This is a genomic window from Acidovorax sp. GW458-11-26-14-TSB4 (assembly GCF_059423865.1).
Window position 1 is genome coordinate 793,532 of the sequence record NZ_JBWKYR010000001.1, and the last position, 19,827, is coordinate 813,358.

At 65.2% G+C, this 19,827-nt stretch carries 16 protein-coding genes and 1 tRNA gene; 11 read left to right on the forward strand and 6 right to left on the reverse strand.

The annotated features are described in order from the left end of the window. Positions 1-68: 68 nt before the first annotated feature. The 4 genes from AC07X5_RS03805 to AC07X5_RS03820 form a co-directional block, all read right to left on the reverse strand. Complete coding sequence (locus AC07X5_RS03805) at positions 69-635, reverse strand: c-type cytochrome (protein ID WP_409954802.1); 567 nt, start codon at positions 633-635, stop codon at positions 69-71. A 154-nt stretch (positions 636-789) separates the two neighbouring features. Next, complete coding sequence (locus tag AC07X5_RS03810; protein WP_494769102.1) at positions 790-2,226, reverse strand: efflux transporter outer membrane subunit; 1,437 nt, start codon at positions 2,224-2,226, stop codon at positions 790-792. Next, on the reverse strand, positions 2,219-5,374 hold the full coding sequence (locus AC07X5_RS03815) for an efflux RND transporter permease subunit (RefSeq protein WP_494769103.1): 3,156 nt from the start codon (positions 5,372-5,374) through the stop codon (positions 2,219-2,221). Before AC07X5_RS03815 ends, AC07X5_RS03810 begins: the two co-directional genes overlap by 8 nt. A gap of 13 nt (positions 5,375-5,387) precedes the next feature. Further along, entirely contained in the window at positions 5,388-6,668 is a 1,281-nt protein-coding gene (locus AC07X5_RS03820) for an efflux RND transporter periplasmic adaptor subunit (protein ID WP_409954805.1), read from the reverse strand. A 184-nt stretch (positions 6,669-6,852) separates the two neighbouring features. Here AC07X5_RS03820 and AC07X5_RS03825 point away from each other — a divergent pair, with 184 nt between their 5' ends. The 3 genes from AC07X5_RS03825 (at position 6,853) to AC07X5_RS03835 (ending at position 8,290) form a co-directional block, all read left to right on the forward strand. After that, positions 6,853-7,512 carry a TetR family transcriptional regulator gene (locus AC07X5_RS03825; RefSeq protein WP_494769104.1) on the forward strand — a complete coding sequence of 220 codons (660 nt, stop codon included), beginning with the start codon at positions 6,853-6,855 and terminating at the stop codon, positions 7,510-7,512. An 81-nt stretch (positions 7,513-7,593) separates the two neighbouring features. Then, positions 7,594-7,669, forward strand: a tRNA-Arg gene (locus tag AC07X5_RS03830). A 279-nt stretch (positions 7,670-7,948) separates the two neighbouring features. Beyond that, positions 7,949-8,290 (forward strand): hypothetical protein, encoded by a 342-nt coding sequence (locus AC07X5_RS03835; protein ID WP_409954807.1) that lies wholly within the window; start codon positions 7,949-7,951, stop codon positions 8,288-8,290. 191 nt (positions 8,291-8,481) lie between these two features. On the opposite strand, the gene AC07X5_RS03840 is transcribed toward AC07X5_RS03835, so the two are convergent. Next, the gene (locus AC07X5_RS03840; RefSeq protein ID WP_494769105.1) at positions 8,482-8,937 is read right to left on the reverse strand and encodes a hypothetical protein; all 456 of its coding nucleotides are present in this window, start codon (positions 8,935-8,937) and stop codon (positions 8,482-8,484) included. Then, positions 8,934-9,644, reverse strand: a complete 711-nt coding sequence (locus AC07X5_RS03845) for a TorF family putative porin (RefSeq protein WP_494769106.1) — start codon at positions 9,642-9,644, stop codon at positions 8,934-8,936. The genes AC07X5_RS03840 and AC07X5_RS03845 overlap by 4 nt, the downstream gene beginning before the upstream one ends. 179 nt (positions 9,645-9,823) lie before the next feature. Between AC07X5_RS03845 and AC07X5_RS03850 the strand changes: the two genes are divergently transcribed. The 8 genes from AC07X5_RS03850 (at position 9,824) to AC07X5_RS03885 (ending at position 19,682) form a co-directional block, all read left to right on the forward strand. Further along, complete coding sequence (locus AC07X5_RS03850; protein WP_494769456.1) at positions 9,824-10,798, forward strand: magnesium and cobalt transport protein CorA; 975 nt, start codon at positions 9,824-9,826, stop codon at positions 10,796-10,798. 250 nt (positions 10,799-11,048) lie between these two features. Next, positions 11,049-11,147: a potassium-transporting ATPase subunit F gene (locus AC07X5_RS03855; RefSeq protein ID WP_409960962.1), complete on the forward strand. Its 99-nt coding sequence runs from the start codon at positions 11,049-11,051 to the stop codon at positions 11,145-11,147. Between the two features lies 1 nt (position 11,148). Continuing rightward, positions 11,149-12,954 carry a potassium-transporting ATPase subunit KdpA gene (kdpA, locus tag AC07X5_RS03860; protein ID WP_494769107.1) on the forward strand — a complete coding sequence of 602 codons (1,806 nt, stop codon included), beginning with the start codon at positions 11,149-11,151 and terminating at the stop codon, positions 12,952-12,954. Between the two features lie 10 nt (positions 12,955-12,964). After that, entirely contained in the window at positions 12,965-15,061 is a 2,097-nt protein-coding gene (gene kdpB, locus AC07X5_RS03865) for a potassium-transporting ATPase subunit KdpB (RefSeq protein WP_409960960.1), read from the forward strand. A gap of 10 nt (positions 15,062-15,071) precedes the next feature. Next, positions 15,072-15,644, forward strand: a complete 573-nt coding sequence (kdpC, locus tag AC07X5_RS03870) for a potassium-transporting ATPase subunit KdpC (RefSeq protein ID WP_409960959.1) — start codon at positions 15,072-15,074, stop codon at positions 15,642-15,644. Between the two features lie 56 nt (positions 15,645-15,700). Then, positions 15,701-18,463 (forward strand): DUF4118 domain-containing protein, encoded by a 2,763-nt coding sequence (locus AC07X5_RS03875; RefSeq protein ID WP_494769108.1) that lies wholly within the window; start codon positions 15,701-15,703, stop codon positions 18,461-18,463. Positions 18,464-18,468: 5 nt separating this feature from the next. Then, positions 18,469-19,173, forward strand: coding sequence for a two-component system response regulator KdpE (gene kdpE / locus AC07X5_RS03880; RefSeq protein WP_409960957.1), 705 nt, complete (start codon positions 18,469-18,471; stop codon positions 19,171-19,173). A 116-nt stretch (positions 19,174-19,289) separates the two neighbouring features. Further along, entirely contained in the window at positions 19,290-19,682 is a 393-nt protein-coding gene (locus AC07X5_RS03885) for a hypothetical protein (RefSeq protein ID WP_494769109.1), read from the forward strand. The last annotated feature ends 145 nt before the right edge of the window (positions 19,683-19,827 follow it).

Consider the following 19,827-nt stretch of genomic DNA (forward strand, 5'->3'; position numbering starts at 1 on the left):
GAACCCCTGAGGACATAAAAAAAGCCGACCTCACGGGGCCGGCTTTTTGCTGGGGCTGTGCGGTGCGCTTACTGCGAAGCGCCAGACGCCGGGGCCGCGACGGCCGATGCGCCGTCGCCTGCCGCGGAGGCTGCCGCAGCAGGGGCTGCGGGCTCTTCGAACTTGGCACCACCGGCATTGGCCATGAAGGCCACGGCGCGTGCGATCTCGGTGTCGCTGAAATCGCCGCCACCCTGGGGGGCCATCGCGCCCTTGCCCTTGAGGGCCGACTGCACCAGCGTCTCGAAGCCGGTCTTGATGCGGTCCGACCAGGCGGCTGCGTCGCCGAACTTCGGAGCCCCTGCCGCGCCGGTGGCGTGGCAGGCGGCGCATTGGGCCTTGTAGACGGTTTCGCCATTGGCCAGGGGGCGGTTGGCATCGCGCACCTCGACCATGCCCACCTTCTGGATGCGGGCGGCGGTGGCCTTCTGGCTGTCGACCGCGCCGGCACCCGGCTTGTCGGCCGAGGTCACATAGAGAACGAGACCGATGATCGCAAAGATCGGAATCACAAACGAGGCAAGTACCGCGACCAGCAACTGCTTGGGGTTCTTGATCGGGCCGGTATGGGCTTCTTCGTGGTGGGTGTCGCTCATGACTTCCTCGGGTTTATCGTGGGGCTTTGATGCAATCAACCTTCAATTATATCTGCCGGTGCTCTGGCCCCCGCAGCCCCGGGCAGCGTGCGTATCGAAAGCCCGACAAAACATTTCCGGGCGGCACGCCATGGCTGCGGCCGCCCGGGAGGGCTCAGGAGCCTGCGGGCGCCTGGGCCGCTGGCTCGGCCGTGGCACCGCCGCCCAGCGCCTTGTAGAGCACCACCTGGTTCTGCAACTGGGCCAGGCGCACCTGCACCACGCCTTGCTGGGTGGTGAACAGCGAGCGCTCGGCATCCAGCAGGTCCAGGTAGCTGGAGACGCCATTGCGGTAGCGCAGGTCGGCCAGGCGCAGGCGGGCCTCTTCGGCCTCGGCCTGGCGCCGCTGGGCCTCGGACTGCTCGGCCAGGGTGGACTGCCCGGCCAGTGCATCGGACACCTCGCGGAAAGCGGTCTGGATGGCCTTCTCGTACTGCGCCACGGCGATGGCGCGCGAGGCCTGCGAGCTCTCCAGATTGGCCCGGTTGCGCCCGGCGTCAAAGATCGGCAGCAGCAGCGACGGGGCGATGGTGAAGCCCCAGGAGCCGCTCTTGAACAGGCCCGAGAGTTCGCCGCTGGCCGTGCCGGCCTGCGCCGTGAGCGAGATGCGCGGGAAGAACGCGGCGCGTGCCGCACCGATGTTGGCATTGGCCGCGATCAGCTGATGCTCGGCCTGGCGGATGTCGGGGCGCTGCGCGAGCAGCTCCGAGGGCAGGCCGGCGGGCAGGGCGGCCATGGCCGGCGCATTGGCCAGGGTGCTTCCTGGCAGGCTGGCCAGCACCTCGGCCGGTACCGGCTGGCCCAGCAGCAGGGCCAGCGCGTTCTCGTCCAGCGCGCGCTGGCGCTGTTGCTGCGCCAGGGTGGCGCGCGCGGCCTGGGTGAGCGATTCGGCCTGGCGGAAGTCCAGTTCCGAGGCGACGCCCGAGTCCAGGCGCAGGCGCGTGAGCCGCACCGACTCCTCGCGCGAGCTCAGCGTGCGGCGCGACAGGTTGAGCAGCTCCTCGTCGGCCAGCAGCGTGAGCCAGCCGTTGGCCACGGCGGCCACCAGGCTGACCTGGGCGGCGTTGCGGCCTTCCTCGGTGGCCAGGTACTGCGCCAGTGCCTGTTCCTTCAGGCTGGCGATGCGGCCGAAGAAGTCGATCTCCCAGGCCGAGAGCGCCAGGCCCACGCTGAACGAGTTGGTCAGGTCGCCATTGGCGGCCGACGGCCCCCGGCTGGCGTTGACGCCCAGGCCCACGCTGGGGAACTGGTCGGCGCGGCGGATCTGGAACTGCGCGCGCGCCTGCTCGATGTTGAGCGCGGCCACGCGCAGGTCGCGGTTGTTGGCCAGCGCTGCGCCGATCAGGGTCTGCAGGCGTGGGTCGGCAAAATAGTCCTTCCACGGCACCTGCGCCGCGGCGGCGGCCCCGGCAGGCGCCGAGGGGCCCGCCTGGAACGTGCCGGGCACGGGTGCCTCAGGGCGCTCGTAGGTGGGGATCATCGAGCAGCCCGAGAGCAGCAGCGCCGCAGCGGCGGCCACTGCCAGGGGCAGGGGGGTACGTCGATCAGTCATGGGTTCCAACTCCTGCTTCTTCTGCGTGGCGGCGGTTCATCTCCTGCTGGCGCGCGCTGCCCTTGAACAGGCTGCGCACCACCACGAAGAACACGGGCACGAAGAACACGGCCAGTGCCGTGCCGGTGACCATGCCGCCCAGCACGCCGGTGCCGATGGCACGCTGGCTCGCCGAACCCGCGCCCGAGGCGATGGCCAGGGGCAGCACCCCCAGGCCGAAGGCCAGCGAGGTCATCACGATGGGACGGAAGCGCAGGTGGGCGGCGGCCAGCGCCGACTCGACCACGCCGCGGCCCTGCGCCTGCAGGTCCTTGGCGAACTCGATGATCAGGATGGCGTTCTTCGCGGACAGGCCGATGATGGTGATCAGCCCCACCTGGAAGTACACGTCGTTCGCATAACCGCGCAGCAGGGTGGCGAGCAGCACCCCGAGCACGCCCAGCGGCACCACCAGGATCACGGCCAGCGGGATCGACCAGCTCTCGTACAGCGCAGCCAGGCACAGGAACACGGCCAGGATGGCAAAGCTGTACAGGATCAGCGACTGCGAGCCCGCGAGCTTTTCCTCGCGCGACATGCCCGTCCACTCATAGCCGAAGCCGGGTGGCAGCTGGGCAGCGAGCTTTTCCATCTCGGCCATGGCGGCGCCGGTGCTCATGCCCGGTGCGGGCGAGCCTGAGATGCGCACGGCCGGATAGCCGTTGTAGCGCACCGTCTGCTGCGCGCCCTTGACCCAGCGCGTGCTGGCAAAGGCCGACAGCGGCACGGGCTTGCCCAGATTGTTGCTGGCGTTGAGCTTGAGCAGGTCGTCGGGCTGCATGCGCGCCGGCGCGTCGGCCTGCACCACCACGCGCTGCAGACGGCCCTGGTTGGGGAAGTCGTTCACGTAGGTGGAGCCCAGGGCCGTCGACAGCGTCGAGTTGATGGCGTCGAAGGAAACGCCCAGGGCGTTGGCCTTGTCGCGGTCGATGTCGATCTGCAGCTGCGGCGCGTCTTCCAGGCCATCGGGGCGCACCTGGGTGATGATCTTGCTCTGCGCGGCCATGCCCAGCAGCTGGTTGCGCGCGTTGATCAGCGCCTCATGCCCGGCGCCGCTGCGGTCCTGCAGGCGGAACGAGAAGCCGCTGGCGTTGCCCAGTTCGGGAATGGGCGGCGGGCTCAGCGGGTAGATGAAGGCATCGCGGATGCCCATCAGCCCGCCAAAGGCGCGGCCTGCCACTTCCTGGGCCGACTGGCCGGGGGCGTGGCGTTCCTTCCAGTCCTTCAGGGTCACGAAGGCGAGCGCGGCGTTCTGGCCCTGGCCCGAGAAACTGAAGCCCAGCACGCCGACCATGCTCTGCACCTCGGGCTGCTTGAGGATGAACTCTTCGACCTGCTGCATCACGGCCAGCGTGCGCTCCTGCGTCGCACCGGGCGGCAGTTGCACGTTGACGATGATGTTGCCCTGGTCCTCGCCGGGCAGGAAAGAGGTCGGCACGCGCATGTAGACGACCACCACGGCGCCGATGATGGCAGCGTAGATCACCAGGTAGCGCGCGGCCTTGCGCAGCATGCGCGAGACCAGGCCTTCATAGCCCTTGGCGGTGCGCGAGAAGCCGCGGTTGAACCAGCCGAAGAAACCGCGCTTCTCGTGGTGGTGGCCGGCTTCCACCGGCTTGAGCAGGGTGGCGCACAGCGCGGGCGTGAGCGACAGCGCCATGAAGGCCGAGAAGCCGATGGACGCCACCATCACTGCCGAGAACTGGCGGAAGATGTTGCCGGTGGAGCCCGAGAAGAAGGCCAGCGGCACGAACACCGAAATCAGCACCACGGTCACGCCGATGATGGCGCCCGAGATCTGGCGCATGGCCTTGCGCGTGGCTTCCAGCGGCGGCAGGCCTTCCTCGCTCATGATGCGCTCGACGTTCTCCACCACCACGATGGCATCGTCCACGACGATACCGATCACCAGCACCATGCCGAACATGGTCAGCACGTTGATCGAGAAGCCCAGGGCCAGCAGCGTGGCGAAGGTGCCCAGCAGGGCGATCGGCACCACGATGGTCGGGATGATGGTGTAGCGCCAGTTCTGCAGGAACAGGAACATCACCAGGAACACCAGGGCCACGGCCTCCAGCAGGGTGATGGCCACCTGGGTGATGGAGATGTCCACGAAGCGCGAGCTGTCGTAGGGAATGCTCCACTCCGTGCCCTCGGGGAAGAAGCGGGCCAGCTCGTCCATCTTCACGCGCACGGCCTTGGCGGCCTCCAGCGCATTGCCGCTTGGCGACAGCTGCACGCCGATGCCGACGGCGGGCTTGCCGTTCAGGCGCGCCGAGGTGGCATAGGCCTGGCCACCGAGTTCTACGCGCGCCACGTCCTTCAGGCGCACGGTGGAGCCGTCGGTGTTGGCGCGCAGCACGATGTTGCCGAACTGCTCGACGCTGGACAGCTGGCCGTTGACCACCACCGTAGCGGCAATGCCCTGGCCGGCCACATTGGGCAGATCGCCGATGGTGCCGCTGGCCACCTGGGCGTTCTGCGCCCGGATGGCGGCCGTCACCTCCGCCGACGACAGGTTGAAGCTGACCATCTTGGCCGGGTCGATCCAGATGCGCATGGAGCGCTCGGTACCGAACAGCTGGGCCTGGCCGATGCCGTTCAGGCGCTGCAGCTCGGGCACGATGTTGCGCGAGGCGTAGTCGCCCAGGGCCACCGTGTCCATCTTCGGGTTGGTCGAAGAAAGCATCGTGAACAGCAGGAAGTTGGAGCGCGACTTGTCCACGCGCACGCCCTGCTGCGTCACGGCCGAGGGCAGGCGTGGCGAGGCGCGCGAGAGGCGGTTCTGCACGTCCACCTGCGCCAGTTCGGCGTTGGTGCCGGGCTGGAAGCTCAGCGTGATGCTGCCCGAGCCATCGGCCTGGGCCACCGACTCCATGTAGATCAGGCCGGGAGAGCCATTCATCTCGCGTTCGATGACGGACAGCACGCTGTCCTCCAGCGTCTGCGCCGAGGCGCCGGGGTAAGCGGCGTTGATGACGATGGCGGGCGGCGCCACCGGGGGGTATTGCGCGATCGGCAGCTGCGTGATCGCCACACCGCCCATCACCATGATGAACAGCGCGATCACCCACGCAAAGATCGGGCGGTCGATAAAGAACTTGGCCATGGATGCCCCTTGCTTACTTCGACGCGGCGGCGGACGCGGCAGGCGCTGCACCGGAAGCCGCTGCAGCGGCCGGGGCTGCCGCGGGCGTGGCACCGCCAGCCTGCCATGGAACGGGTTTGACGGGCGTGCCCGGGGGCAGCATCTGCAGTTTCTGGAAGCCGTCGACCATGACCTTCTCGCCCGCCTTCAGGCCATCGAGCACCACCCAGCGGTTGTTCTGTGCGGCGCTGATCTTCACGCTGCGCGGGCTGATCTTGCCGTCCTCGCCCACCACACTCACCGTGTCACCCTGCTGGGTGCGCGTCACGGCCTGCTGGGGCAGGGTGATGGCGTTGCTGGCCTGCACCTGCTCGATCTGCACGCGCAGGTACAGGCCGGGCAGCAGCTCGCCCTTGGGGTTGGGCACTTCGGCGCGCAGCGTGACCTGGCCCGTGGTGGCATCCACCGACAAGTCGGAGAACAGCAGCTTGCCGGTGTGCTCGTAGGCGGTGCCGTCGCTGAGCAGCAGCTTCACGCTGGCCGCGTCACCGGTGGCGCGCTTGAACTGGCCGCTCTCCATGGCGCGGCGCAGCGCGAACACTTCGCTGGCGGACTGGGTGAAGTTCACGTACACCGGGTCGATCTGCTGGATGATGGCCAGGGGCGTGGCTTCGCCCTGGCCCACCAGGGCGCCTTCGGTCACCAGGGCGCGGCCGATGCGCCCGGAGATGGGCGCGGTCACGCTGGCGTAACCCAGGTTGATGCCAGCAGTGCGCGTAGCGGCACGGCCGGCTTCCACGTCGGCCTGGGCCTGCTTCTGGGCGGCCTCGGCGTTCACGAAATCCTGCTTGCTGATGGCGTTGGCAGCCACCAGCGGGCGGTAGCGCTCCACCGTGGCCGTGGCCTGGGCCAGGTTGGCCTCGGCCTTGGCCAGGCTGGCCTTGGCGCTGTCCGCGGCGGCGGCATAGGTGGCCGGGTCGATGCGGAACAGGGGCTGGCCCGCCTTCACGTCGCTGCCCTCGCGGAATTCGCGCTTGAGCAGGATGCCGGCTGCACGGGCGCGCACCTGGGCCACGCGCGAGGCCTCCACCCGGCCGGGCAGTTCGGTGATCAGGCCCACGTCGCCCGGCGTGGCGACGACCACGCCCACTTCCACGGGCGGCATCTTGGGGGCGCCGCCAGCTGCAGCCGGGGCATCGGACTTGCCGCATGCGGCGAGAAAGACGGCAACGGTGCACAGAGCGGCCACGGGCAGCATTCGCTGCAGGGCAGGGATGCGCGCAATGCGGGGAGAGAGGTCACGCAGGCGAGACATGGGAGTCCTTGTGTTGGGCATCAACGGGAGGGTCACGGCAGGCATCGCCGATGCAGCAGCTGCGTCGGCGAGTAGGAGTTTCTACCAATAGACGGGCAATTATACATACAACCATGGATGTATAATAGGACTGGCGACCGGCCCGGGCCGCTTGTGAATTTGCAATGAATGGGAGGCTGTATCCATGGTGCGCAGAACCAAAGAGGACGCGATTGCCACGCGCAGCGGCCTGATCGACGCGGCGGAGAAGGTGTTCTACGACAAGGGCGTCTCCCGGGCATCCTTGAGCGACATCGCCCTGGCCGCCGGCACCACCCGCGGGGCCATCTACTGGCATTTCAAGGACAAGGTCGATCTGTTCAACGCCATGATGGACCGGGTGACCCTGCCACTGGAGCAGGGCTATGGCGAGTTCGAGGCCAGTGCCGACCTGGACCCGCTGCAGCGCCTGCGCGCCGTGATGGCGCTGGTGCTGGAGAGCGTGGCCTCGGACGAGCACACGCGCCGGGTGTTCGAGATCGCCATGCACAAGGTGGAGTACGTGGGGGAACTGGTGGCCGTGCGCGAGCGCCACATGGCCGCCTGCGACGGGTTCATCCGCCAGCTGGCCCGTGATTTCGAGCTCGCCGCCAATGCGCAGAAGGTGTCCATGCCGGTGTCGGCCATGGGCGCGGCGCTCGGCCTGCATGCGCTGTTCGACGGGCTGATGCAGAACTGGATTCTTTCCAACGGGGTGTTCGACTTGGTGGGCATCGGTCGCGCGTGCACCGACGCCTACATCACCGGCCTGGGGCTGGTGCTGGGCGCCTCGTCCCTGGCCGTGCCGCCCGCCAACGCCACTTGAGCGGGTGGGCTGGGGAGCGCCGTGCGAGCACATTGCGCCGGGAGGTGTCAGCCCCATGCGATAATGCGGAGCTACACACATGCGGCTGTAGCTCAGTGGATAGAGTATTGGCCTCCGAAGCCAAGGGTCGTGGGTTCGATCCCCGCCAGCCGCACCACCATCTTCCTGGTCTTCCAATTCCATTGTGGCTCCACCCGTAAGCGTGCCGGTTGGGAACGCTTGTGCTTCTTTTTCGGGGTGGCACGGATATGCCTGCATTCCAATTTCCGCCGATTCCGTGCAGGACCATAGGGTGGCAAGGCAACTTCCCAGCTGCCGGCGGAAATGATGATCGTGTTTGCGGAACATTTACGTGCTGTGTGGCACGTTTATGGCCTCACCATCCGATCCTGACCTTCCCGATTCGCGCGTTCAGTTTCCCGAGGTTCAATAGAACATGCCGCATCTGCTTTTCAAATGGGTCTTGCGCGAGGACCGCTACGAGTTTTCCGGCGAAGCGAAGACTCCACGTGCCCTCGAAGCCGAAGTGAATGCCGAGATCGTGGCGATCTGGGCCTGGCTGCAGCGCCAGAAGCTGCGACCCGGGCAGTTCGGCTGGGAGGCCACGCGCCGAACCCTCACCAGCAAGGACGAGACCCTGACCGTCTCCCATGGTGCCGTGGCAGCCGATGGCAGCACGGTGCTGCATCCGCAGGAAACCCGCGTGGTCGTCACGCTGCCGGAGAAGGTGGCGGTGCAGTTCCGTTTTGAGTTCAATGTGGTGGACGACCGGAAGTGAATAGTCGATAGATGTGCCAGAAGCCCCACGCGCCACCGGACAGCAGGCTGGTCAAGAGAACCGGGTGAACCGCCGAGGACGAGTGCCAACCGCCATTGGCTGGCGGAGCCTGGTTTTGCAGGCTTGACCCAAAGGTCCCAAGGAGAGACAACAGTCATCGGCTTGACAGCCGCTCAAATGGCAGGCATCGCCTATTCTCGATGCAAGGCGCAGTACCGTTGGACTGAGCGGTGAATCAGCCATGCGGCGATGGCGGAGCCAGAGAGCTGTAGAGCCGACTCCAGGTGAAAGAGCAAGGGCGCATGCTCGGTCAGTCTTTGCTGGATGCGTACATAGGCCCAACCGCTCAAGCTGTATTCGCCCAGCAGCAGTGTTGTCACCATGATGGCTGCGCACAGCCAGTCGTCCTTTCTCTGCCCGTTGGCAAGGCGCAGGCTGTATGGCGTTTCCCTTTGCAGTGCCATGTATTGCACAGGAACCGATGCCATCAGCTTGGCCGTTGCAAGGGCCCAGAATGCGGTCGGTAGGAGGTCCATGGTGGAGAGAGGCGGCAAACCAGGGGGCTTCAGTGCCTCCGTCGCGACGGTGGGCACTGCCTTTTTGCCACCTTTGCCGGCGAAGGTCTCGTCGGCAGGATGCGTGCTCAAAGTGCCTTGGTCAGCGTCACGATCACGCGCGACTTGTTGACGGGACCGAAGTAGTCCTTCTTGTTGGCGCCGACCACGGCAGCACCCAGGGACAGGCCCGAACCGAAGTCATAGGCACCGCCGACGCTGTAGTCGATGTAGTTGGGGGCCGCGATGTCGCCGCCAAAGCGCGTGTAGCCCACGGACGCCTTGAGCATGACCTTGGGCATCACTTCCTGGGCGAATGCCAGGTTCAGGTAGCCGGTGTTGCGGCCCTTGAAGCCGGGGCCGGCATAGGCGAAGTAGTCCTTGGACAGGGTGTGCGAATACTTGGCCGTCACGGGCCCGAAGGTGGCGGCGCCATAGACTTCGGTGGTGTTGCCGTTGCTGTTGCCGGGGTAGATGTAGGTCAAGAGGCCCACATCCAGGTCGGCGCCGCCGGCCTTGAACTTGTAGCCGCCGTAGATGTCGGACTCGATGGAGTTACCCGAGAGCCAGTCGACGCTGGAATTCCAGTTGCCGACATAGAAACCGGACTCGCCGAAGGCGTAGTCGAAGCCGCCCTGGATCGCGGGCTTGACAGCCCGGGCCTTGGAGACATCCTGGTCCTGGCCACGGAACTTGTAGTTCGAGGTCAGGCTGACGTTGCCGGTCAGTTGGGCGTTGGCGAGCATGGGAAGGGCTGCGACAAATGCGGTTGCGAGCACCTTGGGAATAAACGTTTTCATGAAATCCATCTTGCAGAAAAGACAAGGGCGCAAGCGTAGAAAAGTCGGCGTATAAAGTTCGTAAAAAATGCGCCGGTTCCCGTAAATGTTGTCCTCTTCACACAGCGCAATAACCTCCTGATTGCACGGCGCACAAGCGGTGGCACCATGCCAGGCACTTGATATGCGGGGTGCCGAAGGTGTTGATCAACTGTGTGGTGTATGAAGATGGAACCAAGCTCGCGGACATCCCCGTGAGCGAGATCAGCGAGCACATCTCGCTGCCCAACTGCTTCGTCTGGGTCGCGCTGCAAGATGCCACGCCCCACGAGCTCGATGAGCTGCAAAAGGAGTTCGGGCTCCATCCCCTGGCCGTGGAAGATGCGCGACATGGGCACCAGCGGCCCAAGGTCGAGGAGTATGGAGCATCGCTTTTCGTGGTGCTCCATCTGCTGGAGTCGAGCGGTGCGACAGAGCCTCTTGCCAGACTCGGCGAGCTCAACGTGTTCGTGGGCCAGAACTATGTCGTGTCGGTGCGCAATCGCAGCCAGCGCGGCTTCGTCGATGTGCGTGCGCGTTGCGAGCGAGAGCCGACTCTGCTGCGCAACGGACCCGGGTTCGTGCTGTATGCGCTGATGGACGCGGTGGTGGACCGCTACTTCCCGGTCATCGAGGCATTCGAAGTGGAATTGGAGAAGATCGAGCAGCAGATCTTCACCCAAGGGTCGGCGCGCGCGAGCATTCGGCGGCTCTACGAGCTCAAGCAGCGCCTGACGGTGCTCAAGCACGCCATCGCGCCGCTGTTGGAGGGTGCGGCCAAGCTCCATGGCGGACGGGTGCCGCAGATCTGCGCAAGTTCACAGGAGTACTTCCGGGATGTGGTGGACCACCTGGGCCGCATCAATGCATCGATCGACGCAATCCGGGACACGATTGCGACCGCGATCCAGGTGAATCTGTCCATGGTCACGATCGAAGACGCTGAGGTCGTCAAGCGTCTGGCATCATGGGCCAGCCTGTTCGCAGTGTGCACTGCCTTTGCAGGTATCTGGGGCATGAACTTCGAAACCATGCCAGAGCTCAAGTGGCGCTACGGCTACCTGGCGGCACTCACGCTCATCGCCAGCACATGCGGCTATCTGTACTACCGCTTTCGCAAGGCGGGGTGGTTGTAGCAGCCTCCTCTACAACCTGTCTGCCTTGGATCCACCGCTCGGATCGGGTGCATTTTTACGGCATTTTTACGGTCCTCCCATCAGTCTGTGCACACTTTTTACGGCGACATCTTGAGAATCAAACACACGTTTTGATGCAGGAGTTGTCGATGGACTTCGTATGGGTTGCCGCTATGGCGGCATTGTGGGTCGCCATGGCGGAAGCCGTGGTCCTGCTGGGCAAGTTTGGCCCGGCAAAAGGAGAGCGGGCATGATTGGCACTGACGTTCTATACGGCTTTGGCGCGCTCGTTGCCATCGTTTTGCTGGCCTACCTTGTGTATGCGCTGATCTGCGCAGAGGAGTTCTGACATGGACGCCTCCGCTTGGGGCCTTCTGGGCGCCTTTCTGGTCGTGCTGGGTTTGCTGGCGTGGCCATTGGGCAAGTTTCTGGCTGCGTTGTGTGATGGGAGATTGCCCTCCTGGATGCACACGGTTGAAAAGCCTCTCTACACGCTGGCTGGCGTAGCGCCGGGCCAGCCGATGCACTGGCGCACCTATGCGCTGGCCCTGCTGGCATTCAATGCCATTGGCGCCTTCGCGGTCTATGGCCTGCAGCGCCTGCAGGATGTGCTGCCGCTCAATCCCCAGGGGATGGCTGAGGTGTCGGGCGACTCGTCGTTCAATACCGCTGTGAGTTTTGTGACCAACACGAACTGGCAGGGCTATGGTGGCGAATCCACTATGAGCTATCTCACGCAGATGCTTGGTCTGTCGGTGCAGAATTTCTTCTCGGCAGCCACCGGCATTGCAGTGGCTTTCGCACTGGCCCGGGGATTTGCGGCCCGCAGTACCGATGGGCAGGGTTACGTCGGCAACTTCTGGACCGACATCACCCGCATCACAGCGTGGGTGCTTGTGCCGATTTCTTTCGTGATCGCAATCGTGCTGGTCGGGCAAGGCGTAATCCAGAACTTCGACGCCTACAAGGATGTCACGACGCTGGAAACCACGGCCTACTCCATTCCCAAGCTCGATGATGCTGGCCAGCCGGTCAATGGCGCCGATGGAACGCCCGTCATGGAAGACAAGACGAGCACGACCCAGACGCTTGCGATGGGGCCGGTGGCTTCGCAGGAAGCCATCAAGATGCTGGGCACGAACGGCGGCGGGTTCTTCAACGCCAACTCTGCCCATCCGTACGAAAATCCCACTGCGCTGACCAACTTCGTGCAGATGCTGGCGATCTTCCTGATCCCGGCTGCGCTTTGCTTCGCGTTCGGCCGTGTGGTTGGTGACCAGCGCCAGGGCATTGCCATCCTCTCTGCGATGACCATCATGTTCGTCGTGGCCGTCATCGCCGTGGTCTCCGCAGAGCAGGCGGGCAATCCCCAGTGGACCTCGCTCGGCGTCGATCAGGCAAGCAGCGTCGCGCAGTCGGGCGGCAACATGGAAGGCAAGGAAGTCCGTTTCGGTATCACCGCGTCGGCACTCTTTGCGGCAGTAACCACCGCTGCATCGTGCGGAGCGGTGAATTCCATGCACGACTCCTTTACCCCGCTGGGCGGCATGGTGCCCATGGTCCTGATGCAGTTGGGCGAAGTGGTCTTTGGCGGTGTAGGTACGGGCCTGTACGGCATGCTGGTGTTTGCCATCCTGGCCGTCTTTATGGCCGGCCTGATGATCGGCCGCACTCCGGAGTACTTGGGCAAGAAGATCGAAGTGCGGGAGATGAAGCTCACTTCCGTTGCCATCCTGGTTACCCCCATCCTGGTGCTGGTTGGCACGGCCATCGCTGTCATTGCTGGCGCTGGCAAGGCTGGCATCGCCAATCCAGGTGCGCACGGATTCTCCGAGATCCTGTATGCCCTGACCTCGGCCGGCAACAACAACGGCAGCGCCTTCGCCGGCCTGTCGGCCAACACCCCGTTCTACAACGTGCTGCTGGCACTGGCGATGTGGTTTGGCCGCTTTGGCGTGATCGTGCCGGTTCTGGCCATCGCTGGATCCCTGGCCGCCAAGAAGCGCCTGCCGGTAACGGCGGGGACCATGCCCACCCATGGGCCGCTGTTCGTAGTCCTGTTGATCGGCACCGTGCTGTTGGTGGGTCTTCTCAACTATGTGCCGTCCCTGGCGCTGGGCCCTGTGATCGAGCACCTGGTGCTTTGGGCAAAGTGAGGGTTTGCTGATGACTGATAAAAAATCTTCTGTTTCGTTGCTGGATCCCGTGCTGATGAAGTCCGCACTCTGGGGTGCGCTGGCCAAGCTCAGCCCCATGGTGCAATGGCGCAACCCGGTGATGTTCATCGTCTACATCGGGAGCATCTTCACCACGCTCTTGTGGGTGCATGCGCTCAATTCGCCCGAGGATGCCAGCATGCGCCCGGCCTTCGTGCTGGCGATCACCATCTGGCTCTGGTTCACGGTGCTGTTCGCCAACTTTGCCGAAGCCCTGGCCGAGGGCCGCAGCAAGGCCCAGGCGGCATCGCTGCGTGGCCTGCGCAAGGAAACCTGGGCCAAGAAGCTCAAGGAGCCGGTGCACGGCTCCGCCTTTCTGCCAGAGCAGGCCACCAACCTGCGCCGCGGTGACGTGGTGCTGGTGGAGGCGGGTGACGTGATCCCGCTGGATGGTGAGGTCATTGAAGGCGTGGCCTCCGTCGACGAGAGCGCCATCACAGGCGAGTCGGCACCGGTGGTGCGCGAGTCCGGTGGCGACTTCTCGGCGGTGACGGGCGGTACGCGCGTGCTGTCCGACTGGCTCGTGGTGCGTATCACCGTCAATCCTGGTGAGTCCTTCCTGGACCGCATGATCGGCATGGTGGAGGCGGCCAAGCGCCAGAAGACACCGAACGAGATCGCTCTGACCATTCTGCTGGTCGCGTTGACGATCGTGTTCTTGGTGGTGACGGTCACGCTGCTGCCGTTCTCGATTTTCAGCGTGCAGGCTTCCCAGGCCGGTACGGTGGTGTCTCTCACCGCGCTGGTGGCCTTGCTGGTGTGCCTGATTCCGACCACCATCGGCGGACTGCTCTCGGCCGTGGGCGTGGCGGGCATGAGCCGCATGATGCAGGCCAACGTGATCGCCACCTCGGGCCGTGCCGTTGAGGCCGCTGGCGACGTTGATGTGCTGCTGCTGGACAAGACCGGCACCATCACCCATGGCAACCGCCAAGCCAGTGCGTTCCTGCCGGCCCCCGGCGTAGCGCCGGCCCGCCTTGCCCGCGCTGCCTTGCTGTCCTCCCTGGCCGACGAGACGCCCGAAGGGCGCAGCATCGTCGAACTGGCCCGCAAGGGTGGCAATATCGAAGACAAGAACCCCGAAGGCGTGGTGCTGGTTCCGTTCACCGCCCAGACGCGCATGAGCGGTGTGGACCTGCCGGCCGATAGCACGACGGGTCGTCCCGGCGCCATGCTGCGCAAGGGCGCGGTGCAGGCGATTGCACGCCATGTCGAGAGCCTGGGCGGAAGCATGCCGCGTGAAGTGAGCGTGGCGGCCGATCAGGTCGCCCAGCGCGGCAGCACGCCCCTGGTGGTCACCGAAGGTAGCCAGGTGCTGGGTGTCGTCGAGCTCAAGGATGTGGTCAAGGCCGGTATCAAGGAGCGCTTCATCGAGTTGCGCCGCATGGGCATCCGCACTGTGATGATCACCGGCGACAACAAGCTCACCGCCGCATACATTGCTGCAGAAGCCGGTGTGGATGACTTCCTGGCCGAGGCTACCCCTGAAGACAAACTCGCCCTCATCCGCAAGTACCAGTCCGAAGGCCGACTTGTGGCCATGACTGGTGATGGCACCAACGATGCCCCTGCGCTGGCGCAGGCCGACGTGGCCGTGGCCATGGGTTCGGGAACCCAGGCGGCCAAGGAGGCCGGCAACATGGTGGACCTCGATTCCAATCCCACCAAGCTGCTGGAAGTGGTGGAAACCGGCAAGGCCCTGCTCATGACACGCGGCTCGCTCACGACCTTCTCGATTGCGAACGACGTGGCCAAGTACTTCGCCATCATCCCCGCGATCTTCGTGTCGACCTATCCTCAGCTGTCTGCCCTGAACGTGATGCAACTGGCGAGCCCATCGTCCGCCATCCTGTCGGCGGTGATCTTCAATGCCCTGGTCATCGTGTTCCTGATTCCGCTGGCGCTGCGCGGAGTGCGCTATCGCCCTGTGGGTGCGGCTGCGCTGCTGCGCCGCAACCTGGCCATCTATGGCTTGGGTGGTCTGTTGGTGCCTTTTGTCGGCATCAAGCTGATCGACCTGGTACTTGCGGCCATTGGCCTGATCTGAGGAGTCTTTGATGAAAACCATTCTCCGTCCCGCGATCGTGCTCTTCGTGGTTCTGAGCGCGCTCACCGGCTTGCTTTACCCGCTCGTCGTCACACGGACCGCACAAACCGTCTTCCCAGTGGAGGCTGCGGGTAGCCTGGTGCAGCGCAATGGCCAGGTTGTCGGATCGGCCCTGATCGGGCAGAATTTTTCAGATCCCGGCCACTTCTGGGGCCGCCCATCGGCCACTGCTCCCATGCCTTACAACGCAAGTGCCTCCAGCGGCTCCAACCAGGGGCCGCTGAATCCAGCCCTGAGCGACGCCATCAAGGCGCGTGTGGAGGCGTTGCGCACGGTCGATCCAGGCAACACGGCGGTGGTGCCTGTGGACCTGGTCACTGCGTCTGCCAGCGGCCTCGATCCGCACATCAGCCCGGCTGCCGCGCAGTACCAGGCCGCACGCGTGGCCCGGGTACGCAACGTGCCGGTGACCGCTGTGAACGCGGTCATCGACAAGCACACCGAGCGTCCTCTGTGGGGTCTGCTGGGTGAGGCGCGGGTGAATGTGTTGGCACTGAATATCGCGCTGGACAATGTGCGATAGGAAGGTAGGCCTTTTTCCGTTGGCATGTCCGGGCACCTGGCAGAGGCTGGACTGCCATGGCTGACATCCAACGCCCGGACCCCGATGCCCTGATCGCGCAACTGCGCGCGCAGGAGGAGCAGACCGGCCGTGGCAAGCTGCGCATCTACTTCGGCGCCAATGCGGGCGTGGGCAAGACCTGGTCCATGCTCAGTGCGGCGCAGCGCGAGCGCAGCGCGGGCCGCGACATCCTGATCGGGGTGGTGGAAACACATGGCCGGGCAGAGACCGCGGCCTTGCTGGGCGGCCTGGAGGCCATACCTCTCAGGGAGGTGGAGTACCGTGGCCGGCTCCTCCCTGAATTCGATCTGGATGCGGCCCTTGCACGTAAGCCGGCCATTCTCCTGGTGGATGAGCTTGCTCACTCCAACGTGCAGGGATCCCGCCATGCCAAGCGCTGGCAGGATGTTCAGGAACTGCTGGCCGCCGGCATCGACGTCTGGACTGCGCTCAATGTCCAGCACCTTGAAAGCCTCAATGGAACGGTGGGCGCCATCACCGGTATCCGGGTGCACGAGACGGTGCCCGATACGGTGCTGGACGACGCGGATGAAGTGGTGCTCGTCGATGCGACGCCTGATGAACTGATCGCTCGGCTGCGTGCGGGCAAGGTCTATGTACCCCAGCAGGCGGATCGTGCTGCGCGCAGCTTCTTCCGCAAGGGTAACCTCATTGCACTGCGCGAGATCGCCCTGCGCCGCACTGCGGAGCATGTGGAGGACGATGTGCTGGGTTGGCGCATCGAACAATCGGGCGGTGCGGGCGGCGGTGTGGCCGCCGCATGGAACACGTCGGGCAGCATTCTCGCCTGTGTGGGGCCGCACGAGGATGCTGCCCAGACGGTGCGCACGGCCGCACGGCTGGCCGGCCAGCTCAACGTCAAATGGCATGCGGCTTATGTGGAAACGCCTCGACTGCAGCGCCTTGACGCCAAGCGCCGGGACAAGATCCTGGCCGTGCTGCAGCTGGCGCAGGAGCTGGGAGCCGAAACGGCTGTACTGACCGGCGACAGGGTCGCGCCTGTCCTGGCGGCCCAGGCGCTCCAGTTGAACTGCGCCACCGTGGTGCTCGGTCGACCGGCGGCTGCGCAGTGGTGGCAAAAGTGGTTGCCGGCCAAGCACGTCGCAAGAGAGCTGGCGGAACTGGCCCCCTCGCTTGACATTGTGGAGACCGCGCATGCGAGCAGTTCACGGCGGCTGGCCCAGGCTTTGAAGAATCCCCGCTCCAGCGTGGACGTGCTGGAGACGGACGAAGCCGCCCACTCCAAGTGGCCCGGCATCCTGTGGGCAGTGGGCGTCAGCATTGCAGTCACGCTGCTCGCCACACCCCTGCATGGCGTTCTAGAGCTGACGAACATCGTGATGCTCTACCTGGTCGGCGTGGTGGCGGTCGCCATGCGCTTCGGCCGCATTCCTGCCGCCCTGGCCGCGTTGCTCAATGTGCTGGCTTTCGATTTCTTCTTTGTGTCGCCCCGCCTGTCGTTCGCGGTGAGCGACGTGCAGTACATCGTCACTTTCGCGGTGATGCTGGGGGTCGGTCTGCTCGTGGGGCAGTTGACGGCCGGACTGCGCTTTGCGGCCGGGGTTTCCAACAGCCGGGAGCGTCGTGCCCAGTCGCTTTTCGATCTGACGCGGGAGCTGTCGGCCGCGCTGGAGACCAGCCAGGTCATCGACATTGGCGCTGCCGCGGTGCAGGAGCATTTCGGTGGCCGGGCGGTGGTGGTTGCATTGGATGAAACCGACAACTTGCGCTACCCCGAGGACCTCCCGGAGGGCTTCGACAAGAGCGTGGCCGACTGGACGCTGCGCCAGGGACAGAGCGCTGGTCTGGCGACCAGCACCCTGGCTGCGCAGAGCTGGCGCTACGTGCCCCTGAAAGCACCCATGCGGGTGCGCGGGGTGCTCGCGCTGGAACCGGCCAACCCCCGCTGGCTGTTGATACCGGAGCAAGCCCAGCAGCTGGAAACCCAGGCGCGGCAGATTGCGATTGCGCTTGAGCGGGTGCACTATGTCGAGATCGCGCAGAAGGCTGTGGTGGACGTGGAGTCCGAGCGGCTGCGCAATGCACTGCTGGGTGCCGTGTCCCACGACGTGCGGACCCCGCTCACCGCCCTCATCACGCTGGCGGAGTCCCTGCAGGGCGCCCCTGCCGACGAGCGCGATGCGGTGGCCCGGTCCATCGTGCACCAGGCCCATCAGCTCAATGCTCTGGTCAGCAATCTGCTGGACATGGCACGCTTGGAGAGCCACGTGTCCGGCCAGAGTGTGAGCCTGCGCCGCGACTGGCAATCGGTCGAAGAGGTGGTGGGTGCGTCCATCCGGGCGGCCAGGCCGGCGCTGGAGTGCAAAGTCGTGCGCACCGACATCCCAGCCGATCTGCCGCTGGTCGAATTCGATCCGGTGCTGGTCGAGCGCGTGCTCGTCAACCTGCTGGAGAACGCGGCCAAGTACGGTGCTTCGCCCATCGTCGTGAAAGCCTCAGTGACCGAGAGCAGCCTGGTGCTGGCGGTTTCGGACCATGGACAGGGCCTGCCGGCGTCCGTGCGCGGCAAGGAGCACACTCTGTTCGAGAAGTTCACCCGCGGCCAGGCCGAATCGGCCACGCCCGGCGTCGGGCTCGGGCTGGCGATCTGCAAGGCCGTGGTGAACGCGCATGGGGGCACGATTTCTGCTGGCAGCGCGGCTGGCGGGGGGGCTCAGTTCACGATCACTCTGCCCCGGCGGGAGCCACCCCCAGCGCCGGATATCGAAGACATGGAGCAGGGCCTTTCGGGTCCCTGATGCGAATGCAAATACGTACTGTCCTGGTGGTGGAAGACGAGCCGCAGATCCGGCGTTTCGTGCGCAGCGCTCTGGAGGCCGAAGGCTGGCAGGTGAACGAGGCCGCCACGCTGCGCGAGGGCCTGTCCGCCGCCGGAACCCGCCAGCCAGACTTGCTGGTGCTGGACCTGGGCCTGCCCGATGGCGACGGCATCGACCTGATCCGCGATGTGAGGGGCTGGTCGGCCGTGCCCATCATCGTCCTGTCGGCGCGCACGGATGAGGCTGACAAGATCAATGCCCTCGATGCAGGCGCGGACGACTACCTCACAAAGCCTTTCGGGACCGGAGAGCTGCTGGCACGGGTGCGGGCCAATCTGAGGCGCCCGAGGGTGGCCAATGGCAACGGGCTGACCGCGGATGGGACGGAGCCTGCGTTCCAGTTTGGCGACGTGGAAGTGGACCGCAGTGCGCGCGTGGTGCGCCGCGCAGGTGTGGAGGTGCACCTCACACCCACCGAGTACCGGATGCTGACGGTGCTGATCGCCAATGCAGGGCGTGTCATCACGCAAAAGCAGCTGCTGCGCGAAGTCTGGGGGCCGATGCGCTCGGACCAGAACCACTACCTGCGCATCTACATGGGTCACCTGCGGCAGAAGCTGGAGGCCGATCCGGCCCAGCCGCGGCATCTGTTGACCGAGTCGGGCGTGGGGTACAGGCTTTCGGTGTAGCGCTGTACGCGCAGCGCTGCGCGTCCTGTCCCGTGGCATGGTGTCTTGACAGCGATTTAACGCCCGGACCTGCCGTTTTTACGACACCTTTACGCCGATCTTCCTAGACTGAATGCATGTTCAACACTTCCCTGAGCGTCTCTCTCACGAGGAGTCTCATGGCGGAAAGCATGCTTCAGAAATGTCCCGGTACCGACCTGCATCGGATCACTGCACTGCCCATCGGTAACGATGCTGCTGCCGATTCCAGTCCCTTGGTGGAACTGCCCCTTGTCGCACCATGCATCAATGCGCAGGGCTTGCGCGTAAAGCTGCACAGCGTGCTGGGAGCGCAATTGCGCGGGTATGGTCTTGCTGTGGATCCTGTGCGCCAAAGGGCGACCGTGACCCTGCACGTGCATCTCGACGACCTGCAAGAGGCCATGCGCAGCTTGACGATTGCGTTCCCGACCGCCCAGTTCGGCAGGGTTTCCCGCGTCAGCAGGGACGAGGTGCGCCGATGCCACTGAGCTCCCGTGATGTGGCTGCGGCTACTGGGGCCGCCGTGCCCGTGCGCCGTGAATGGCTGAGCCATGGGTGACCTGCTGCACATACTGCTTGCCTTGCTGGTGTTGGTCGTGCCGATAGCCGCCGCATGGCTGGCCTTGAAGCTGC

Excerpts from the sequence above, each read along its gene's own strand:
- AC07X5_RS03805 (WP_409954802.1), bottom strand. The coding sequence starts at position 635 with ATGAGCGACACCCACCACGAAGAAGCCCATACCGGCCCGATCAAGAAC.
- AC07X5_RS03810 (WP_494769102.1), bottom strand. The coding sequence starts at position 2,226 with ATGACTGATCGACGTACCCCCCTGCCCCTGGCAGTGGCCGCCGCTGCG.
- AC07X5_RS03815 (WP_494769103.1), bottom strand. The coding sequence starts at position 5,374 with ATGGCCAAGTTCTTTATCGACCGCCCGATCTTTGCGTGGGTGATCGCG.
- AC07X5_RS03820 (WP_409954805.1), bottom strand. The coding sequence starts at position 6,668 with ATGTCTCGCCTGCGTGACCTCTCTCCCCGCATTGCGCGCATCCCTGCC.
- AC07X5_RS03825 (WP_494769104.1), top strand. The coding sequence starts at position 6,853 with ATGGTGCGCAGAACCAAAGAGGACGCGATTGCCACGCGCAGCGGCCTG.
- AC07X5_RS03835 (WP_409954807.1), top strand. The coding sequence starts at position 7,949 with ATGCCGCATCTGCTTTTCAAATGGGTCTTGCGCGAGGACCGCTACGAG.
- AC07X5_RS03845 (WP_494769106.1), bottom strand. The coding sequence starts at position 9,644 with ATGAAAACGTTTATTCCCAAGGTGCTCGCAACCGCATTTGTCGCAGCC.
- AC07X5_RS03855 (WP_409960962.1), top strand. The coding sequence starts at position 11,049 with ATGATTGGCACTGACGTTCTATACGGCTTTGGCGCGCTCGTTGCCATC.
- kdpA (WP_494769107.1), top strand. The coding sequence starts at position 11,149 with ATGGACGCCTCCGCTTGGGGCCTTCTGGGCGCCTTTCTGGTCGTGCTG.
- kdpB (WP_409960960.1), top strand. The coding sequence starts at position 12,965 with ATGACTGATAAAAAATCTTCTGTTTCGTTGCTGGATCCCGTGCTGATG.
- kdpC (WP_409960959.1), top strand. The coding sequence starts at position 15,072 with ATGAAAACCATTCTCCGTCCCGCGATCGTGCTCTTCGTGGTTCTGAGC.
- AC07X5_RS03875 (WP_494769108.1), top strand. The coding sequence starts at position 15,701 with ATGGCTGACATCCAACGCCCGGACCCCGATGCCCTGATCGCGCAACTG.
- kdpE (WP_409960957.1), top strand. The coding sequence starts at position 18,469 with ATGCAAATACGTACTGTCCTGGTGGTGGAAGACGAGCCGCAGATCCGG.
- AC07X5_RS03885 (WP_494769109.1), top strand. The coding sequence starts at position 19,290 with ATGTTCAACACTTCCCTGAGCGTCTCTCTCACGAGGAGTCTCATGGCG.